This is a genomic window from Serratia sp. TSO36, assembly GCF_057808395.1.
The window spans coordinates 149,698-166,852 of the sequence record NZ_JBJZOU010000023.1; the positions used below are offsets into that span (position 1 = coordinate 149,698).

At 57.5% G+C, this 17,155-nt stretch carries 14 protein-coding genes and 1 tRNA gene; 7 read left to right on the plus strand and 8 right to left on the minus strand.

All coding sequences use genetic code 11. The features are described from left to right. The first annotated feature begins 88 nt into the window (after positions 1-88). Positions 89-685 carry a transcriptional regulator BetI gene (gene betI / locus ACK3CV_RS20490; RefSeq protein WP_033649464.1) on the plus strand — a complete coding sequence of 199 codons (597 nt, stop codon included), beginning with the start codon at positions 89-91 and terminating at the stop codon, positions 683-685. Positions 686-694: 9 nt separating this feature from the next. On the opposite strand, the gene ACK3CV_RS20495 is transcribed toward betI, so the two are convergent. Beyond that, a complete protein-coding gene (locus tag ACK3CV_RS20495; RefSeq protein WP_164039874.1) occupies positions 695-2,464 on the minus strand; it encodes an ABCB family ABC transporter ATP-binding protein/permease in 1,770 nt (589 codons plus the stop codon). A 181-nt stretch (positions 2,465-2,645) separates the two neighbouring features. On the opposite strand from ACK3CV_RS20495, the gene ACK3CV_RS20500 reads away from it, so the two are divergent. Next, complete coding sequence (locus ACK3CV_RS20500; RefSeq protein WP_033635812.1) at positions 2,646-3,503, plus strand: AraC family transcriptional regulator; 858 nt, start codon at positions 2,646-2,648, stop codon at positions 3,501-3,503. 34 nt (positions 3,504-3,537) lie between these two features. Here ACK3CV_RS20500 and actS read toward each other — a convergent pair whose 3' ends face one another. Continuing rightward, positions 3,538-4,290, minus strand: a complete 753-nt coding sequence (gene actS / locus ACK3CV_RS20505) for an amidase activator ActS (protein ID WP_033635813.1) — start codon at positions 4,288-4,290, stop codon at positions 3,538-3,540. A gap of 149 nt (positions 4,291-4,439) precedes the next feature. On the opposite strand from actS, the gene ACK3CV_RS20510 reads away from it, so the two are divergent. Then, positions 4,440-5,009 carry an HdeD family acid-resistance protein gene (locus ACK3CV_RS20510; RefSeq protein WP_033649463.1) on the plus strand — a complete coding sequence of 190 codons (570 nt, stop codon included), beginning with the start codon at positions 4,440-4,442 and terminating at the stop codon, positions 5,007-5,009. A gap of 58 nt (positions 5,010-5,067) precedes the next feature. Here the strand turns inward: ACK3CV_RS20510 and ACK3CV_RS20515 are convergent, their stop codons facing one another. Both ACK3CV_RS20515 and ACK3CV_RS20520 read right to left on the minus strand, forming a co-directional pair. Then, positions 5,068-6,327 (minus strand): glycoside hydrolase family 75 protein, encoded by a 1,260-nt coding sequence (locus ACK3CV_RS20515; protein ID WP_164039824.1) that lies wholly within the window; start codon positions 6,325-6,327, stop codon positions 5,068-5,070. Positions 6,328-6,400: 73 nt separating this feature from the next. Continuing rightward, entirely contained in the window at positions 6,401-7,126 is a 726-nt protein-coding gene (locus ACK3CV_RS20520) for a hypothetical protein (protein ID WP_489009896.1), read from the minus strand. A gap of 607 nt (positions 7,127-7,733) precedes the next feature. On the opposite strand from ACK3CV_RS20520, the gene ACK3CV_RS20525 reads away from it, so the two are divergent. The 4 genes from ACK3CV_RS20525 to ACK3CV_RS20540 all read left to right on the plus strand — a co-directional run bounded on the left by ACK3CV_RS20525 (position 7,734) and on the right by ACK3CV_RS20540 (position 12,238). Then, positions 7,734-8,348, plus strand: a complete 615-nt coding sequence (locus ACK3CV_RS20525) for a 2OG-Fe dioxygenase family protein (protein WP_230203789.1) — start codon at positions 7,734-7,736, stop codon at positions 8,346-8,348. Beyond that, positions 8,345-9,577 (plus strand): cysteine desulfurase-like protein, encoded by a 1,233-nt coding sequence (locus ACK3CV_RS20530; protein ID WP_164039821.1) that lies wholly within the window; start codon positions 8,345-8,347, stop codon positions 9,575-9,577. Before ACK3CV_RS20525 ends, ACK3CV_RS20530 begins: the two co-directional genes overlap by 4 nt. A 160-nt stretch (positions 9,578-9,737) precedes the next feature. Further along, positions 9,738-10,085, plus strand: a complete 348-nt coding sequence (locus ACK3CV_RS20535) for a hypothetical protein (RefSeq protein WP_489009897.1) — start codon at positions 9,738-9,740, stop codon at positions 10,083-10,085. Between the two features lie 155 nt (positions 10,086-10,240). Further along, complete coding sequence (locus tag ACK3CV_RS20540) at positions 10,241-12,238, plus strand: BCCT family transporter (RefSeq protein WP_033635821.1); 1,998 nt, start codon at positions 10,241-10,243, stop codon at positions 12,236-12,238. A gap of 166 nt (positions 12,239-12,404) precedes the next feature. Here ACK3CV_RS20540 and ACK3CV_RS20545 read toward each other — a convergent pair. From ACK3CV_RS20545 to recJ, 4 genes are all read right to left on the minus strand, one after another. Then, positions 12,405-12,478, minus strand: a tRNA-Gly gene (locus ACK3CV_RS20545). A gap of 147 nt (positions 12,479-12,625) precedes the next feature. Further along, on the minus strand, positions 12,626-14,143 hold the full coding sequence (gene lysS, locus ACK3CV_RS20550) for a lysine--tRNA ligase (protein WP_033649459.1): 1,518 nt from the start codon (positions 14,141-14,143) through the stop codon (positions 12,626-12,628). A gap of 9 nt (positions 14,144-14,152) precedes the next feature. Then, positions 14,153-15,251 (minus strand): peptide chain release factor 2 gene (gene prfB, locus ACK3CV_RS20555; RefSeq protein ID WP_096242572.1). Its coding sequence is split into 2 segments (ribosomal slippage): positions 14,153-15,175 and positions 15,177-15,251, totalling 1,098 coding nucleotides; the frame shifts between segments, so codons are not numbered across the junction. A 166-nt stretch (positions 15,252-15,417) separates the two neighbouring features. Continuing rightward, a complete protein-coding gene (gene recJ / locus ACK3CV_RS20560; RefSeq protein ID WP_164039819.1) occupies positions 15,418-17,151 on the minus strand; it encodes a single-stranded-DNA-specific exonuclease RecJ in 1,734 nt (577 codons plus the stop codon). Positions 17,152-17,155 lie beyond the last annotated feature (4 nt).

Below are 17,155 nucleotides of genomic sequence, written 5' to 3' on the forward strand. Positions count from 1 at the left end.
ATTTGACATTTTCGCAGCATATAGAGTATTGATTGACCGTTCAATCAATCAAATCCAAAGTGTGATTGGCCTATCAGTTGAGGAAAATATGTACCGAAGAGACATTCCGGAACAGCGTAAGGAGCAGTTGATTAACGCCGCCTTCGAGACCATTAACGTCGTCGGGCTGGCCGGCGTCACCCTGTCTCAGGTGGCGAAAGAAGCCGGGCTGTCGACCGGCATCGTCAGCCACTATTTTGGCGATAAAGAGGGGCTGCTGAGCGCCACCATGCGCAAAATCCTGCGCGACCTGCGCGATGCAGTGGCCGAGTGCCGCGCGCAGGCGGCAAGCGACAGCCAGTCACAGCTGTTCGCCATTATCCAGGGCAACTTCCACCCCAGCCAAACCAATGCCGTGTCCATGCGCGCCTGGCTCGACTTCTGGGCCGCCAGCATGCATCAGCCGGTGCTGCGCCGCCTGCAGCGCGCCAACGATCGGCGGCTCTATTCCAATATTTGCAGCCAGTTCCGCCGCGAGCTGCCGCTGCCGCAGGCGCGCGACGCGGCGCGCGGGCTGGCGGCGATGATCGATGGGCTCTGGCTGCGCGGCAGCCTGGCCGGCGACGAGACTGACCTGAAGCAGGACTGCCGCATCGCCTGCGACTACGTGATACAACGGCTCAAGGCCGCGCCATCGGCGGCGTGACCGCCTCCGTCAGTGTGGCTCCTGCTCTTCGCTGTACTGGGTTTGCCACATCGCGGCGTAGCGGCCGTTCGCCGCCAGCAGCGCCTCGTGCCCCCCGCGCTCGACGATCTCCCCCGCCTCCAGCACGATGATTTCATCGGCGTCCACCACGGTGGAGAGCCGGTGGGCGATCACCAGCGTGGTATGGTTGCGGCTTACCTCGCGCAGGTGCCCCTGGATTTCGCGCTCGGTCTGGGTATCCAGCGCGCTGGTCGCCTCGTCGAACACCAGGATGGCCGGATTTTTCAGAATGGTGCGCGCGATCGCCACCCGCTGCTTTTCACCGCCCGACAGCTTCAGCCCGCGCTCGCCCACCCGGGTGTCGTAACCGTCGGGCAAACCGACGATAAAATCATGGATATGCGCCAGCCGCGCCGCCCGCTCGATTTCTTCATCGCTGGAGCCGGTTTTGCCGTAGCCGATGTTGTAGCGCAGCGTATCGTTGAACAGCACCGTATCCTGCGGCACGATGCCGATCGCCTGCCGCAGGCTGGCCTGGGTCAGTTGGCGAATGTCCTGGCCGTCGAGGGTAATGGCGCCGCCCTGCACGTCGTAGAAACGAAACAGCAGGCGCGACAGCGTGGACTTACCCGCGCCGGAGGCGCCAACCACCGCCACCGTGTGGCCCGCCGGAATGGTAAAACTCACCTGCTTGAGGATCGGCCGCCGCGTGTCGTAACCGAAGCTGACCGCGTCGAACCGCACTTCGCCGCGATCGAGACGCAGCGGCTGCGCATCCGGGCTATCGACGATCTCACGCTCTTCCTGCAGCAGATCGAACATGTTCTCCATGTCGATCAGCGCCTGACGCACCTCGGAATAAATAAAGCCGAAGAAGTTCAGTGGCTGATACAGCTGCAGCAGATAGGCGTTGACCAGCACGAAGTCGCCGACCGTCATCCTCCCCTGGGTAATGCCCTGCGCCGCCATGGCCATCATCACGATCAGCCCGATCGAAATAATGGCGGTTTGCCCCAGGTTGATCGCCGTAAAACTGAATTGGTTCTTGATGGCGGCGTATTCGTACAGCCGGCGCGACAGGTCGAAGCGCTCGGCCTCGAACTCTTCATTGCCGAAGTACTTTACGGTCTCATAGTTCAGCAGGCTGTCGATGGATTTGCTGTTGGCGTCGGCGTTGGCCTTGTTGAGCTCGCGGCGAAAGCGGGTGCGCCAGCTGACCGCCAGCACGGTGAACAGAATGTAGCAGCCGACCGTCGTCAGGATCGCCAGCGCGAACCAGCCGTTCAGCATGTGCCACATGATCGCCGTGACCAGCGAGAGCTCGAACAGGATCGGCAGGATGGAGAACAGCAGCCGCGACAGCACCGTGGACACCGCCTGGGTGCCGCGCTCGATGGACAACGACAGCCCGCCAGTCTGGCGCTCCAGATGGAAGCGCAGGCTCAGCGCATGCAGCTGGCGAAACACCCGCACGCCCAGCAGGCGCGTGGCGTTCTGGCTGACGTGAATGAACATCACGTTGCGCAGTTCCTCAAACAGCGCGCCGCCCACCCGCGCTACGCCATAGGCGACGATCAGCCCCAGCGGCACCGCCAGCATTTTCGCCGTCTCGCCGCTCAGCGCATCGACCATCGCTTTGTAGGCCAGCGGCACCAGCGTGGTGCTAACTTTGGCCGCCACCATGAACACGAAGGCCACCACCAGATACCCGCGCAGCCGCGGGTTGTCTTTCGGCCACAGGTAGGGCAGCAGGAATTTCAGCAAACGGGAACGATCCATCATGTAATATTCATCTTCTCGGTCGGGATCGCGGCGCACGGCCGCGTGGGGGTTATGAGTTTGGCCTGGCCGGCGGCGAACGCCGCAGCCATCCCGTTTTCCTGCGGCGGCAACTCAGCATCATCCGTCAGGAGAAGCAGCGGCGGCTCGGGCAAAGTTCAGGCATGGAGGAGACAATCACATGACCCAGACGTATGCAAAGCGCTTTGCGCAGGTCTTTGACTATATCGACCGCCACCTGGACGAGGCGCTCACCGTCGAAAAACTGAGCGAAGTGGCCCACTTTTCGCGCTTTCACTTTCAACGCCAGTTTAGCGCGTATTGCGGCATCTCGGTGTGGCGTTATATCCAGTGGATGAGGCTCAAACGCGCCTCGTACCGCCTGGCGTATAACCCGCTGGAGCCGGTGATTGACATCGCGCTGGACGCCGGTTTTCAAAACCCGGAGTCCTTCAGCCGCGCCTTCAAACAGGCGTTCAGCCAAACGCCAAGCCAGTTTCGCAAACGGCCGGCCTGGATCGATTGGCAGCAGCGCTTTCCCGAGCCGAAACACACAAGGAAACAACCCATGAAGGTAGACATTGTCGACTTCCCGGCCACGCCGGTGGCGATGATCGAACATCGCGGCCCGTCCGCGCTGGTCAACGAAACCGCCGCACGCTTTATCGAGTGGCGCAAAACCAGCGGCCTGTCGCCGGTCAGAAGCAGCCGCACTTACGGCATCGCACCGCACGATCCGGCCACCACCGAAGCGCAGGACTTCCGCTTCTTCATTTGCGGCGAGGTCACTGCGCCGATCCCCGAAGACAACGCCTTCGGCGTGGTGAACAGCACGCTGCCGGCCGGACGCTGCGCGGTGCTGCGCCATCACGGCTCGCTGGATGGGCTGTCTGAAAGCGCTCGTTATCTCTACAGCGAGTGGTTGCCGAACAGCGGCGAGGAACCGCGCGATTTTCCGCTCTATTTCCACTACCACAACTTTGTGCACGAGGTGGCGGAATATGAACTGGTGACCGATCTTTACCTGCCGCTGAAGTAACAAAAGTCAGGCTCCTCACGGAGCCTGACTGACGTCAACAGGACGGCGACGATCCCTGCGGCGGCAGATAACGCTGCGGATCGAGCGCGGTGGCGCGGTAGCGGATCTGGAAGTGCAGGAATACCGAATCGGTGCCGGTGCTGCCCATGGTGCCGATCTTCTGCCCCGCTTTCACATCCTGACCGTTGCGCACCAGCGTGGTGTCGTTGTGCGCATAGGCGGTAATGAAGTCCTCACCGTGCTTAATCATGATCAGATTGCCGTAGCCGCGCAGCTGATTGCCGACGTACACCACTTTGCCCTTGGCGGAAGCGTAGATCGGCTGGCCGCGCTTGCCGGCGATATCGATGCCCTTGTTGCCGCCGTCGGAATTGGAGTACGCCTGCACGATCCGACCGCTGGTCGGCCAGCGCCAGCAGCGGGAAGCGCCCGGCGGCGGCGTTTGTTTGACGATTGCGGCGGAAGACGACTTTTTACGGCGCGTAGCGGCGGTTTTGGCCGGCGCGCTGCCGCTCAGCCGCAGTTTCTGCCCCACCTCGAGGCTATAAGGCGGACGAATCTTGTTGATTCTGGCCAGCTCGCTGACTTCGCTGTCGGTGATCCAGGCGATGTAGTACAGCGTATCGCCCCGTTTGACGGTATAGGTTTTGCCGGAATAACTGCCCTTCGGCAGTTTGTCATAGTCGCGGTTATAGGTGTTTTTGCCCGAACACCCGGCCAACAGCAGCCCCAATGCCAAACACACCGCCACGCGGCGCCACCCTGCCAGTTTGCTTCCTGTGCTCAAATCCTGTCCCCAGTCGTCGTTTCGGTTCTGATACGCGTCAGCCGCACAGTGTAACATTTGCGCCGGGTCAGTCAAAAACCCCCAGACGGTCTATGCTAAACAGGTAAGGATGACTGATTAATTACCCAACGACGAAATGGAGTACTGTCATGTTGAACCTCGACCGCAATAATCTGCCCCTCCTGAGCGAAGAACTGCTCAAAAAGCAACGTACCACCCTTTTGATCATCGCCTTCCTGCTGCTGGCGGGCGGCATACTGTGCCTGGTCAATCCTTTCGCTTCCGGCGCGGCGCTGAGCATCGTAGTCGGCATCCTGCTGCTGTTGAGCGGCGCCGGGCTGATTATCGCCATGATCGCCAACCGGGCGCAGAATACCTGGCCGATGATCGGCGGCATTTTGCTGGGTGTGGCCTACCTGATTATCGGCTATGTGTTCATCACCAGCCCGCTGGCGGGCATTCTGGCGCTGGCGGTGTACCTCGCCGTGCTGTTCGCGCTCGGCGGCATCGCGCGCCTGGCGGCGGGCTACATGCGCCGCGGGCTGCCGGGCAACTGGCTGCAGTTCGTTATCGGCGTGCTCGATTTGATCATCGCCTGGATGCTGATTGGCTCAGGCCCGGCGGCGTCGGTCACGCTGGTGACGGCGATCGTCGGCATCGAGATGCTGGTCAGCTCCTTTGCGTTGTTCCAGGCGGCGAATCTGTTTAAAAAAAGCTAACTCGGTAGCCGCCGCTCTCTTGAGCGGCGGCTTTGGATATCACGCCAATAAAAATTCCCTAAGGCATTCTTATTGCGTAACGCCATTCCCCTATCTTTGAACCTATACCGTCGAGAGAACGTGTATGGATGCCAAAGTATTGATTATCAAAAATAACTGCATAACCAACCTGCTCGGTAGAAAACGAGACAAAGCAATAAACGTGGTCAAATTCCTTGGGGTGGCCAATCGGCCCGGAGACACAAATATCTCCCGGCGCCAGACTCGCACGGTGGGTTATCTTATGCCATCCCTGCTCTAGAGCCCATTCAACGAAGTAATCAACATTGATAGACTGCATGCTGCCAAGTTTCGGATAAGGCAAGCCACAGAGCTTAAGGCAACTAACCTGGTGTGCAACGCAGGCATTGCTTGTCGCGGTAGGGCTGTATTCCGGCACAAACCAGTCTTCTACCGCTTCCCGGATTGAACGGTAATCTTCTTTAAACATCCCGACAAATCGCTCAGCGTTGCTGTAAAATTGATCATCCCACACCACGGCATCAGCCAGTTGCGCGACAAACGGTGCATCTATCGTGACCTTTGTTTTGGGCAGCAGTTGCAATATCAGAGCAAGTTCCTGAGTATCACTATATTCTTTAACATGACTTTCTCCCGATTTCGACGAGATAACTACCGTCGGCGTTCCCTTTCCATTACTACCTAACATAACACCTGAGATATCTTCGATTTTCATCGGCAAACTAAAAGGCAAATTTTCCTTGAACAACTCTCGACCATATGCCTGGATCGTTTCAAAACTCACCGTTGCCCCCAAGCTTGCAGAGCCTGCAATGATCTCATAGGTCACTCCATACCCGATCCCTCTGATTATTTTTTTCTTATTTTTACTCCATGGGTTAACGCCAAGCGCTTCAACTGCGGCAATGGAAGCCTCTCCGATAGACTCTTTTCCACCGACGTCTGCACAGATTGCATAGATATGACTATCTTTATAATTTATTTTAGCCATATCCCCCATATTTACAGCGACTCCGGTGATCTTCTTCCAATTACCTGGAATAACAAAATAAGGAATAATTCGCGCATTGACATAATCTCCCTCACCTCGCCAACCATTCCCTCTTCTTAAGCTGGTTTCCTTTTGACCTGTCGGATCGATTTCCTCCGCATCAGGACTACCATCAGCATCCGTATCTGCATCGGCAATAATTAAAATATGGCCATCATCTTTAATCATAACAACAGGATCTGGCATGACCGGCTCACCTGGAGAAGTCCGGCTATTTTTCCATGAGTGGGTGATGACATTTGACATAATGTTACCCTCGGTGAAAGCATGGCGCCAAATGATATATATTACCGACAAGCATAAAGACATACATAATAAATTATGACGGTTTGTCGGTCATATTAATTCGGCAGAGTTTTATTTTCAACTTCACAGAAGCGACAGCTAACTCTTTGTCTTCTTTACTGTAAAACTTATACTCCTGAATCGTTGCGACACCCAACAACCTTGCTTTGTTTTGTTGTTCTTTTTTAATAGCCTCCGCCATTGCATCAAGATTAGGCGTGATTATTTCAACACCCACCAGCCTGCTTTCCAATTCATATGCCAAATCCCCCAGATTTTGGTAAAGATAATTTCCCACATCAGTATAGTATGCCTTTTTATTATCAATAATTAACGCAACATCCTGGTCTAAAAGGTTGATAACTTCATACATGTAATTAGCCGATGCCGCAGCCGTCTTGTAATTATAGATTTGCGCTGCATAATTATAATGACCAGAAAAAATATTATCGCCAACAGCAATGCCGCCACTGTACATCGCAGTCGTTACTGAACCACTTGCGGCAGAAATTACAGCAACGAGAGTACCAAAAAAACCCACCTCATTATACCCATAGGTTTTCCGATAAAGACTTATGTATTTCCCTTGCCATAATTCTCGATAAACCAAAGCGATTTTTTTAATGTTATCAATCTTAGGTTTTTTTTCTTCCGCGACCGGCCACGGTGCGGGCCGAGGTTTTTCTACCGGGATCGGATAAGGGCTGGCACAGCCAGAAAGCATCCACGCTAATGATAATGAGGCTAATAGATTATTCATATTCCAAGCTCACAATACAGACACTTATTTATAAAAATAGCTCAGCACTTTTTTTCCTCCACTTTTCTAGTTATAGACTTTTACTTTGAAATTTAAATCTAAAAAATCAATACCCGCATGATATTTTGTTCTTCACAATGGTTTACCTATGCATAAAAATCTTGGATAAAATATCTTTAACCTCCGCTCTTTTTCATTAAAGTTAAAATATTCAATATAATAAAGCAGACCTCTGCCCTGACAGAAAATCGCCAATAGATATGAAAGTCTTGTGCACACCATTCGATAATTTGTCCTCTTATCCCTACCCCCTCATCTGACGGGCAGTGTTCTATCATGCCCCCACTCCTTAGCCAGGTGTAAACCAAGCTTGATTGGGATGCTCTTGTAAGAATGACGTTTACCTCTCATTGCCACCGAAAAACGCGTTGATGCAACCGTTCCCTCTCCGCGTTCACCCCACTTTACGACCGCCGTCACACCTCGCCACCGCCAAATTGCGTTGGTTATAGAGTCGTCTACAATTCAATCGAATTACCCCCTACAACATCAGAAATTATTATTATTAGAGGTGATTATGTTACAGAAACACGAAAACGTAATAAGTATGACTGTACTAAGCCCGCAAGCCACCCAACAACTGATGCCTTCGTTTTCCTCCTTGCCCCACACGCAACACGCCGACGGCAAATATCGCCTGCGCCGTTATTCGGTCGTTAAATACCTCAACCCCAACGTCGCGGAAGTGGGGCCACGCACCTTCATGCAGTCCGATCAGATCAACCACTTCCAGGGCAACGTGGTGCGCCGCTTCGAGCCTATCGACAGCAATGTGCTGCAGAGCGCCGGCATGGCGGAGATGTGCAACCTGTTTGCAGAAAGCAACGAGCTGCCGGAAGGCGCCGAGATTGAGATCCATCAGATGCGCGTGGTCGCCATCGAGAAAGACACCCAGGTGGCGCCGGAAGGCATTCACCAGGACGGTTTCGACCATATCGCGATGATCGCCATTCACCGGCACAACATCGTCGGCGGTGAAATCATGCTGTACGACGACAGCCACCACGATCCCTTCTTTAAAAAAGCGCTGGCGGACGGTGAGGCCGTGCTGCTGGCGGACAGCAAACTGTGGCACAACGCCACGCCGATCAACGCCGTGAACCCAACTGAGGAAGGGCATTTGGATCTCTTCGTCCTCACCGCGCGGGGAGAGAAAGCATGACCTTTACGCCCGAGCTCGCCCGACGCCAGTTCAGCGCCCTGTCCCAGCAAATCGACGGCAAACCGGCGATCTTTTTCGACGGCCCCGGCGGCGCACAGGTTTCACGGGGCGTGCTGGAAAAAATGACGGACTACCTGGGGAAATACAACGCCAACCTGGGTGGCCACTACTTCTCCAGCCGGGTCACCGGCGAGGTGATGGGCCAGGCGCGAGAATCGATGCGCGCCTTGTTAAATGCGCCGTCACCCGACAACATTGTCTTCGGCATGAACATGACCACGCTGACTTTCCATCTCAGCCGCATCATCAGCCGCGACTGGCAGGCCGGCGATGAGGTCATCGTCACCGCGCTCGATCACTACGCCAACGTCTCCAGCTGGCAGCAGGCCGCCGCCGACAAAGGAGCCGTGGTGCATCAGATACCGCTGGAGAGCGCAGACTGTTCTCTCGACGCCGCAAAGGTGTGTGAACGCATCAACGCCAACACTCGCCTGGTGGCGGTCAGCTATGCCTCCAACGTCACCGGCAGCATCGTCGATATCAAAACCATCGTCGAAGCCGCGCATCGGGTCGGCGCGCAGGTGTATGTCGACGCCGTGCACTATGCGCCGCACAACCTGATCGACGTGCAGGCGCTGGGCTGTGATTTCCTGGTGTGCTCCGCCTACAAGTTCTTTGGTCCGCACGTCGGCATGGCCTACCTTGCGCCGCAGTGGCTGCAACGCCTGCGGCCATATAAAGTCGAGCCGGCCACCGACGTCGGCCCCGGCCGTTTCGAGACCGGCACGCAAAGCTTCGAGGCGCTGGCCGGCGTCGCGGCGGCGATCGACTATCTGGCGCAGTGGGGCACGCCCGGCGCGCCGTTAAGGCAGCGCTTGCAGGAGAGTTTCGCCGCCTACCACCAGCATGAAGAGGCGCTGTGCCGTCACTTTTTGCAACGGCTGCAGCAACTCGACGGCGTGCGGCTCTACGGCCATTCACAGGCGGACAGCGCGCGCCGCACGCCAACCTTCGCCCTGACCTTCAGTGGCCAGACGCCTGACGCAATCGCCCGTCATCTCGGGCAGCACAACATCTGCGCCGGCAGCGGGCATTTCTATGCGCTGGGCCTGATCCAGCAGTTGGGGTTACAGGACGGCGGCGTGCTGCGCATCGGCATGATGCACTACAACACCCAGAGTGAAATAGACACGCTGTTTAAAGTGATCGCCGAAGATATCCTCAGTTAACTCGCCACATCGGCCCGCTCACCTTATTGAGCGGGCCGCACAGCGCCACATATTTCGCAGGCCATATCGGTCAAACAACAGACGCCTTCACCAACGCTGCCCATCGCGCAACGCCGGGGGTAGAATACAGAGGATTTTATTTTAGAAATGGATTTTTACTTTGCGAAAATATGCAGTTATCGCCGCCGCGTTGATGATGTCTTCCTGCGCCACGCCGGAGAAATGGGAAGCGCAAACGGCAACCCCAACGCCCCTCGAAGCGGCCAGAACCCACTGCCGGCAAGCAGCCGAACAGCGCTATCCCGTCAGCCTGTCTTTGCACACCAGCTCACCGGCCTTCTCCTCCATGACGATCAACGGCACGGAGATCCCCAACGCCGGTGGCGGCGCCTTTCCCTCGGACAGCAATGCAATGCGCAGAACAGAACACGTTAATGCCTGCATGAAATTGGAAGGATGGGAAAATAAAAATAAGGTGACGGGGTTATTGGCATTTTTATTTAACTAACGGCAACACGGAATAACTCGGAATTACCGCACTCAGGCAGCGGTAATTCCGCCCTATTGACCGACACCGACAGCCTGACTATTTTGCTACGATATAACAGGTTACACCTCTCCTCCATTCAGGGCGATAATCAAACAAATGGAATAAATCAATTTATGAGTGAGAAAGACACCCCCCTAAAAAATCCGCAAAGCCATATCAACAAAGCGGTATTCTTCACCTCTGCAGTCCTCATTTTTCTTCTGGTCGCGTTCGCCGCCTTTTTCCCCGACGTCGCTGACAAGAACTTCAAACTTCTGCAGCAACAAATCTTCACCAACGCCAGCTGGTTTTATATTTTGGCCGTAGCGCTGATTTTGCTCAGCGTGACGTTTCTGGGGCTTTCCCGCTACGGCGACATCAAACTCGGCCCCGATCATGCGCAACCCGATTTTCGCTACCACTCATGGTTTGCCATGCTGTTTTCAGCGGGGATGGGCATCGGCCTGATGTTCTTCGGCGTGGCAGAACCGGTTATGCACTATCTTTCGCCGCCGGTCGGCACGCCCGAGAGCGTCGAGGCGGCCAAACAGGCCATGCGCCTGACCTTTTTCCACTGGGGGCTGCACGCCTGGGCGATCTACGCCATCGTGGCGTTGATTCTGGCCTTCTTCAGCTATCGGCATGGCCTGCCGTTGACCCTGCGCTCTGCGCTTTATCCGATCATCGGCGACCGCATTTATGGCCCTATCGGCCACGCCGTCGATATCTTCGCGGTCATCGGCACCGTATTCGGGGTCGCGACCTCGCTGGGTTATGGCGTGTTGCAGGTCAACGCCGGGCTTAACCACCTGTTTGGCGTGCCGATCAACGAAACCGTTCAGGTGATATTGATCGTGGTGATTACCGGGCTGGCCACCATTTCCGTGGTTTCAGGGCTGGAGAAAGGCATACGCTTTCTGTCGGAGCTGAACCTTGGCCTGGCGCTGTTGCTCCTGGCCTTGGTCTTGCTGTTGGGGCCAACCGTTCTGCTGTTGAAATCCTTTGTGGAAAATACCGGCGGCTATCTGTCCGAGCTGGTCAGCAAGACGTTCAACCTGTATGCCTATGAGCCGAAATCCAGCAACTGGTTAGGCGGATGGACGCTGCTCTATTGGGGGTGGTGGCTCTCCTGGTCGCCTTTCGTCGGTATGTTCATCGCACGAGTTTCCCGCGGCCGAACCATCCGCGAATTTGTCACGGGCGTGCTGTTCGTCCCGGCCGGCTTCACCCTCATGTGGATGACGGTGTTCGGCAACAGCGCCATTTACCTCATCATGGAAAAGGGCGCGACAGACCTCGCCGCTACGGTACAACAAGACGTGGCGCTGGCGTTGTTTAACTTCCTGGAGCATTTCCCGTTCTCCAGCGTGCTTTCGTTTATCGCCATGGCGATGGTTATCGTCTTTTTCGTCACCTCCGCCGATTCCGGCGCCATGGTCGTGGATACGCTGGCTTCGGGCGGCTCCAGCAACACACCGGTCTGGCAACGCATTTTCTGGGCGTCGCTGATGGGCATCGTCGCCATCGCCTTGCTGATCGCCGGGGGGCTCAGCGCGCTGCAAACCGTCACCATCGCCAGCGCATTGCCTTTCTCGGCCATCTTGCTGGTCTCCATTTACGGCTTGCTTAAGGCGCTGCGGCGCGATCTGACCAAGCGCGACAGCCAAAATATGGCCACCATCGCCCCCACCGCCGCCCGCAACCCCATTCCTTGGCAGCGCAGGCTGCGCAATATCGCCTATCTGCCAAAACGCTCGCTGGTTAAGCGCTTTATGGATGAGGTCATCCAGCCTGCCATGACGCTGGTGCAGGAAGAGCTGAGTAAACAAAACACGCTCAGCAGCATCAACGCCACTGCGGAAGACCGCATTCGTTTCGAGGTCGATTTGGGCGATGAGCTTAACTTTATCTATGAAGTCAGACTGCGCGGCTACAGTTCGCCGACGTTCGCCCTGGCCGGGCTGGATAACGATGAACAGCAAGCCGAGCAGCACAAGTATTATCGCGCGGAGATCTACCTGAAAGAAGGCGGCCAAAACTACGATGTCATGGGCTGGAATCAGGAGCAGTTGATCAACGATATTCTCGACCAGTACGAAAAACACCTGCATTTCTTGCATCTGGTGCGCTAAAGAGCGACATGCCGCCCCCAGGGGCGGCATTTTTTTGCCCCGCTTTCTTCACCACAGTGCTGATGATGCGGTTGGAATGGCGGACCAACAGAAACAGCGCTTTATGAGCAAAGGATTGGTTCGGGATAACGTTTCGAAGAATCAGGATGTTTTCAAGAGGGAGTGCTGGAGCGGGTGAAGGGAATCGAACCCTCGTATGCAGCTTGGGAAGCTGCCGTTCTACCATTGAACTACACCCGCATCGGTGTGCGACAGGCATTATAACCGGTTATCGGCGGCGGGCAAGCGGAGATGGCGCGTAACTGTCGATGTTTTAAGCGGTTAAGTCCGGTGGGCAAAAAAAAACCGGCGCAGTTGCCTGCACCGGTGGTTTCACGCTAAACGGAATTATTTCTGTGGGCGCATCGCCGGGAACAGAATCACGTCGCGGATGGTGTGGCTGTTGGTGAACAGCATCACCATGCGGTCGATACCGATGCCCAGACCGGCGGTCGGCGGCAGGCCGTGCTCCAGCGCGGTGACGTAGTCTTCGTCGTAGAACATCGCTTCGTCGTCGCCGGCGTCTTTGGCGTTCACCTGATCGGCGAAGCGCTGCGCCTGGTCTTCGGCGTCGTTCAGCTCGGAGAAGCCGTTGCCGATTTCACGGCCGCCGATGAAGAACTCGAAGCGGTCGGTGATTTCCGGGTTAACGTCGTTGCGGCGCGCCAGCGGCGACACTTCAGCCGGGTACTCGGTGATGAAGGTCGGCTGAATCAGATGGCTTTCCGCCACTTCTTCGAAGATCTCGGTCACGACGCGGCCCAGACCCCAGCTCTTCTCAACCTTGATGCCGATGGATTCGGCGATGGCCACCGCTTTACCCATGTCGGCCAGGTCAGCCAGATCGGTTTCCGGGCGGTATTTCTTGATCGCCTCGGTCATGGTCAGCTTTTCGAACGGCTTGCCGAAGTCGAACACTTCGTCGCCGTACTGCACCTGAGAGGTACCCAGCACCTTCTCGGTCAGGGTGCGGAACAGCGTCTCGGTCAGCTCGATCAGGTCTTTGTAATCCGCGTAAGCCATGTAGAGTTCCATCATGGTGAACTCTGGGTTGTGACGCGGAGAAACGCCTTCGTTACGGAAGTTACGGTTGATTTCGAACACGCGCTCAAAGCCACCAACCACCAGACGCTTCAGATACAGTTCCGGCGCGATGCGCAGGTACATATCGATATCCAGCGCATTGTGGTGCGTGATGAACGGACGCGCGGACGCACCGCCCGGGATCACCTGCATCATCGGGGTTTCGACTTCCATGAAGCCGCGTTCCACCATGAAGTTGCGGATAGCCGACATCACCTGCGAACGCACCTTGAAGGTGTTGCGCGATTCTTCGTTGGCGATCAGATCCAGGTAACGCTGGCGGTAACGGGTTTCCTGATCCGCCAGGCCGTGGAATTTGTCCGGCAGCGGGCGCAGCGCTTTGGTCAGCAGACGCAGCTCGGTGCAGTGGATCGACAGTTCGCCGGTCTTGGTTTTGAACAGCTTGCCGCGTGCGCCGAGGATATCGCCCAGATCCCACTTCTTGAACTGGTCGTTGTACACGCCTTCAGCCAGATCGTCGCGCGCGACGTACAGCTGAATGCGGCCGCCCACGTCCTGCAGCGTGACGAAGGATGCCTTGCCCATAATGCGACGGGTCATCATGCGGCCGGCGACGGTCACCTCTACGCCCAGCGCTTCCAGCTCTTCGTTGTCTTTATCGCCGTACGCGGCGTGCAGTTTGTCGGAGGTGGAGTCGCGACGGAAGTCATTCGGGAACGCAATGCCGTTCTCGCGCAGGCCGGCCAGTTTCTCGCGGCGGGACTGCAGTTCGTTATTGAGATCCAGCGCCTGATCGGCGCCCTGTACTTGTTGTTCAGACATTTCTATTCCTCATAACCCGGCTTTCAAACTTGCCTCAATGAATTTATCCAGGTCGCCATCCAGTACGGCCTGCGTGTTACGCGTTTCGACGTTGGTGCGCAAATCCTTGATGCGGGAGTCATCCAGCACGTAAGAACGGATTTGGCTGCCCCAGCCGATGTCGGACTTATTGTCTTCCATCGTCTGCTTATCAGCATTTTTCTTTTGCATCTCAAACTCGTACAGCTTGGCTCGCAGCTGTTTAAACGCTTGATCCTTGTTCTTATGCTGAGAACGATCGTTCTGGCACTGCACCACGATGTTGGTTGGCAGGTGAGTAATACGTACGGCGGATTCGGTTTTGTTGACGTGCTGACCGCCCGCACCGGAGGCGCGGTACACGTCGATACGCAGATCCGCCGGGTTGATTTCGATATCGATATCGTCGTCGACTTCCGGGTAGATGAACACCGAGCTGAACGAGGTGTGGCGACGGCCGCCGGAGTCGAACGGGCTCTTGCGCACCAGGCGGTGAACGCCGGTTTCAGTGCGCAACCAGCCGAACGCGTAATCGCCGATGATCTTGATGGTGGCGGATTTCAGGCCCGCGACGTCGCCGTCGGACTCTTCGATCACTTCGGTCTTGAAGCCCTTGGCTTCGGCCCAGCGCAGGTACATACGCAGCAGCATGCTGGCCCAGTCCTGCGCTTCGGTGCCGCCGGAGCCGGCCTGGATATCCAGGTAGCAGTCGGCGCTGTCGTATTCGCCGGAGAACATGCGGCGGAATTCCAACTGATCCAGCTTGCTCATCAGTTGATCCAGCTCGGCGACCGCTTCGTTGAAGGTCTCTTCATCGTCGGCTTCCACCGCCAGCTCCAGCAGCCCGCCGACGTCTTCGCCGCCCTGCTCCAGCTGATCGATGGTTTCAACGATGGCTTCCAGCGCGGCGCGCTCTTTGCCGAGCGCCTGCGCGCGCTCCGGCTCGTTCCAAACGTCCGGCTGCTCCAGCTCGGCGTTGACTTCTTCTAGGCGTTCCTTCTTGGCATCATAGTCAAAGATACCCCCTAAGAACCGCAGTCCGCTCGGACAGGTCCTGAATTCGGTTTTTTACCGGGTTAATTTCAAACATGGTTTCGTTCTTTTACGTTGATGTCGTCGATGGCGGAATGCCATTGGAACCGCTAATTCTAACGGATCCGGGCGGCAGTTTATAGCGAGTTGGTCAGTTTTTGTGGCGATCGGAAAGGATGCAGGGGATTGGAGAGCCCAATCCCCGAATTGTGTTCAATTTCGCCTCAGCGCGGCCAAAGATGCTGGATCAGCAGCTGCACGTTGCGGTTGCCGCGAAACTCGTTGACGTCGAGCTTGTAGGCCAGTTCGACCTCGCGCACGCTGCTGTCCGGCCACAGCGTGGTGTCCACGTTGAACGCGATGCCGTCGAGCAGCGGGCCGCCGCCGAGCGGCTCCACCATCAGCTTCAGGTGTTTCTCGCCCACCAGCCGCTGCTGCAGGATGCGGAACTTGCCGTCGAAGGTCGGTTCCGGGAACGCCTGGCCCCACGGGCCGCCCTCGCGCAGCAGCTCCGCCGTCGTCAGCGACAGCTCCTGCATCGCCAGCTCGCCGTCAGACCAGATCACCCCTTCCAGCATCGCCGGATCGAGCCATTCCCCCACCAGCTCGCCGAAGCGCTGGCGGAACTCGTCGAACCTGGCCTCTTCCAGCGACAGCCCGGCCGCCATCGCGTGGCCGCCGAACTTCATCATCAGCCCGGGGTTCAGCATATCCAGCCGCTCCAGCGCGTCGCGCATGTGCAGGCCAGGCACCGAACGGCCGGAGCCTTTCAGGATGCCGTCGCCCGCCGGCGCGAACGCGATCACCGGGCGGTGGAAACGCTCCTTGATACGTGAGGCGAGGATGCCCACCACGCCCTGGTGCCATTCCGGGTGATACATCGCCAGCCCGTAAGGCAGCTCGATGCTGGTGCGCTCCAGCTGGTCGCACAGCTGCAGGGCTTCCACCTGCATGCCCTGCTCTATCTCGCGTCGCGTCTGGTTCAGCGCGTCGAGATCGTTGGCCAGCATACGCGCCTGCGCAATATCGTCGCTCAGCAGCAGCGCCACGCCAATAGACATGTCGTCCAGCCTGCCGGCGGCGTTAAGACGCGGGCCGAGAGCGAAACCGAGATCGTTGGCCGCCAGTTGGCGGGCATCGCGGTTGGCCACCTCAAGCAGCGCACGGATGCCCGGACGGCATTTGCCGGCACGGATGCGGTTTAACCCCTGATACACCAGAATGCGGTTGTTGGCGTCCAGCGGCACCACGTCGGCCACGGTGCCGAGCGCCACCAGATCCAGCAGTTCCGCCAGATTGGGCATCGCCAGCGCGCGCTGTTCGAACCAGCCGCTGTCCCGCAGCCGGGCGCGCAGCGCCAGCATCAGGTAAAACGCGACGCCCACCCCGGCCAGCGATTTGGACGGGAAGGCGCAGCCGCGCAGGTTGGGATTGACGATCGCTTCGGCCGCCGGCAGGGTCTCGCCCGGCAGGTGGTGATCGGTCACCAGCACCTGCATGCCCTTGGCGTGCGCCACATCGACGCCGGCGTGGGAGGAGATGCCGTTATCGACGGTGACGATCAGCTCCGCGCCGCGCGCCGCCGCCTGCTCCACCACTTCGGGGCTCAGGCCGTAGCCGTCTTCGAAGCGGTTCGGCACCAGGTAGTCGACGCTGGCGCCGCCCATGCTGCGCAGCGCCAGCACCGTCAGTGCGGTGCTGGTGGCGCCGTCGGCGTCGAAATCGCCCACCACCATGATGCGGCGGCCGTCGGCCAGCGCCTGTTGCAGCAGGCTGACGGCGTCGTCGATGCCGTCCAGCTGTTGCCAGGGCAGCATGCCCTTGACGCCGCGTTCCAGCTCTTGCTCAGCCTGCACGCCGCGCAGGGCGTAAAGCCGGCGCAGCAGCGGCGGCAAACTGGCGGGCAGATGCGTGTCGTCCGCCGCCGGGCGGCGACGTAGTTGCGTTTTGATACTCACCGGC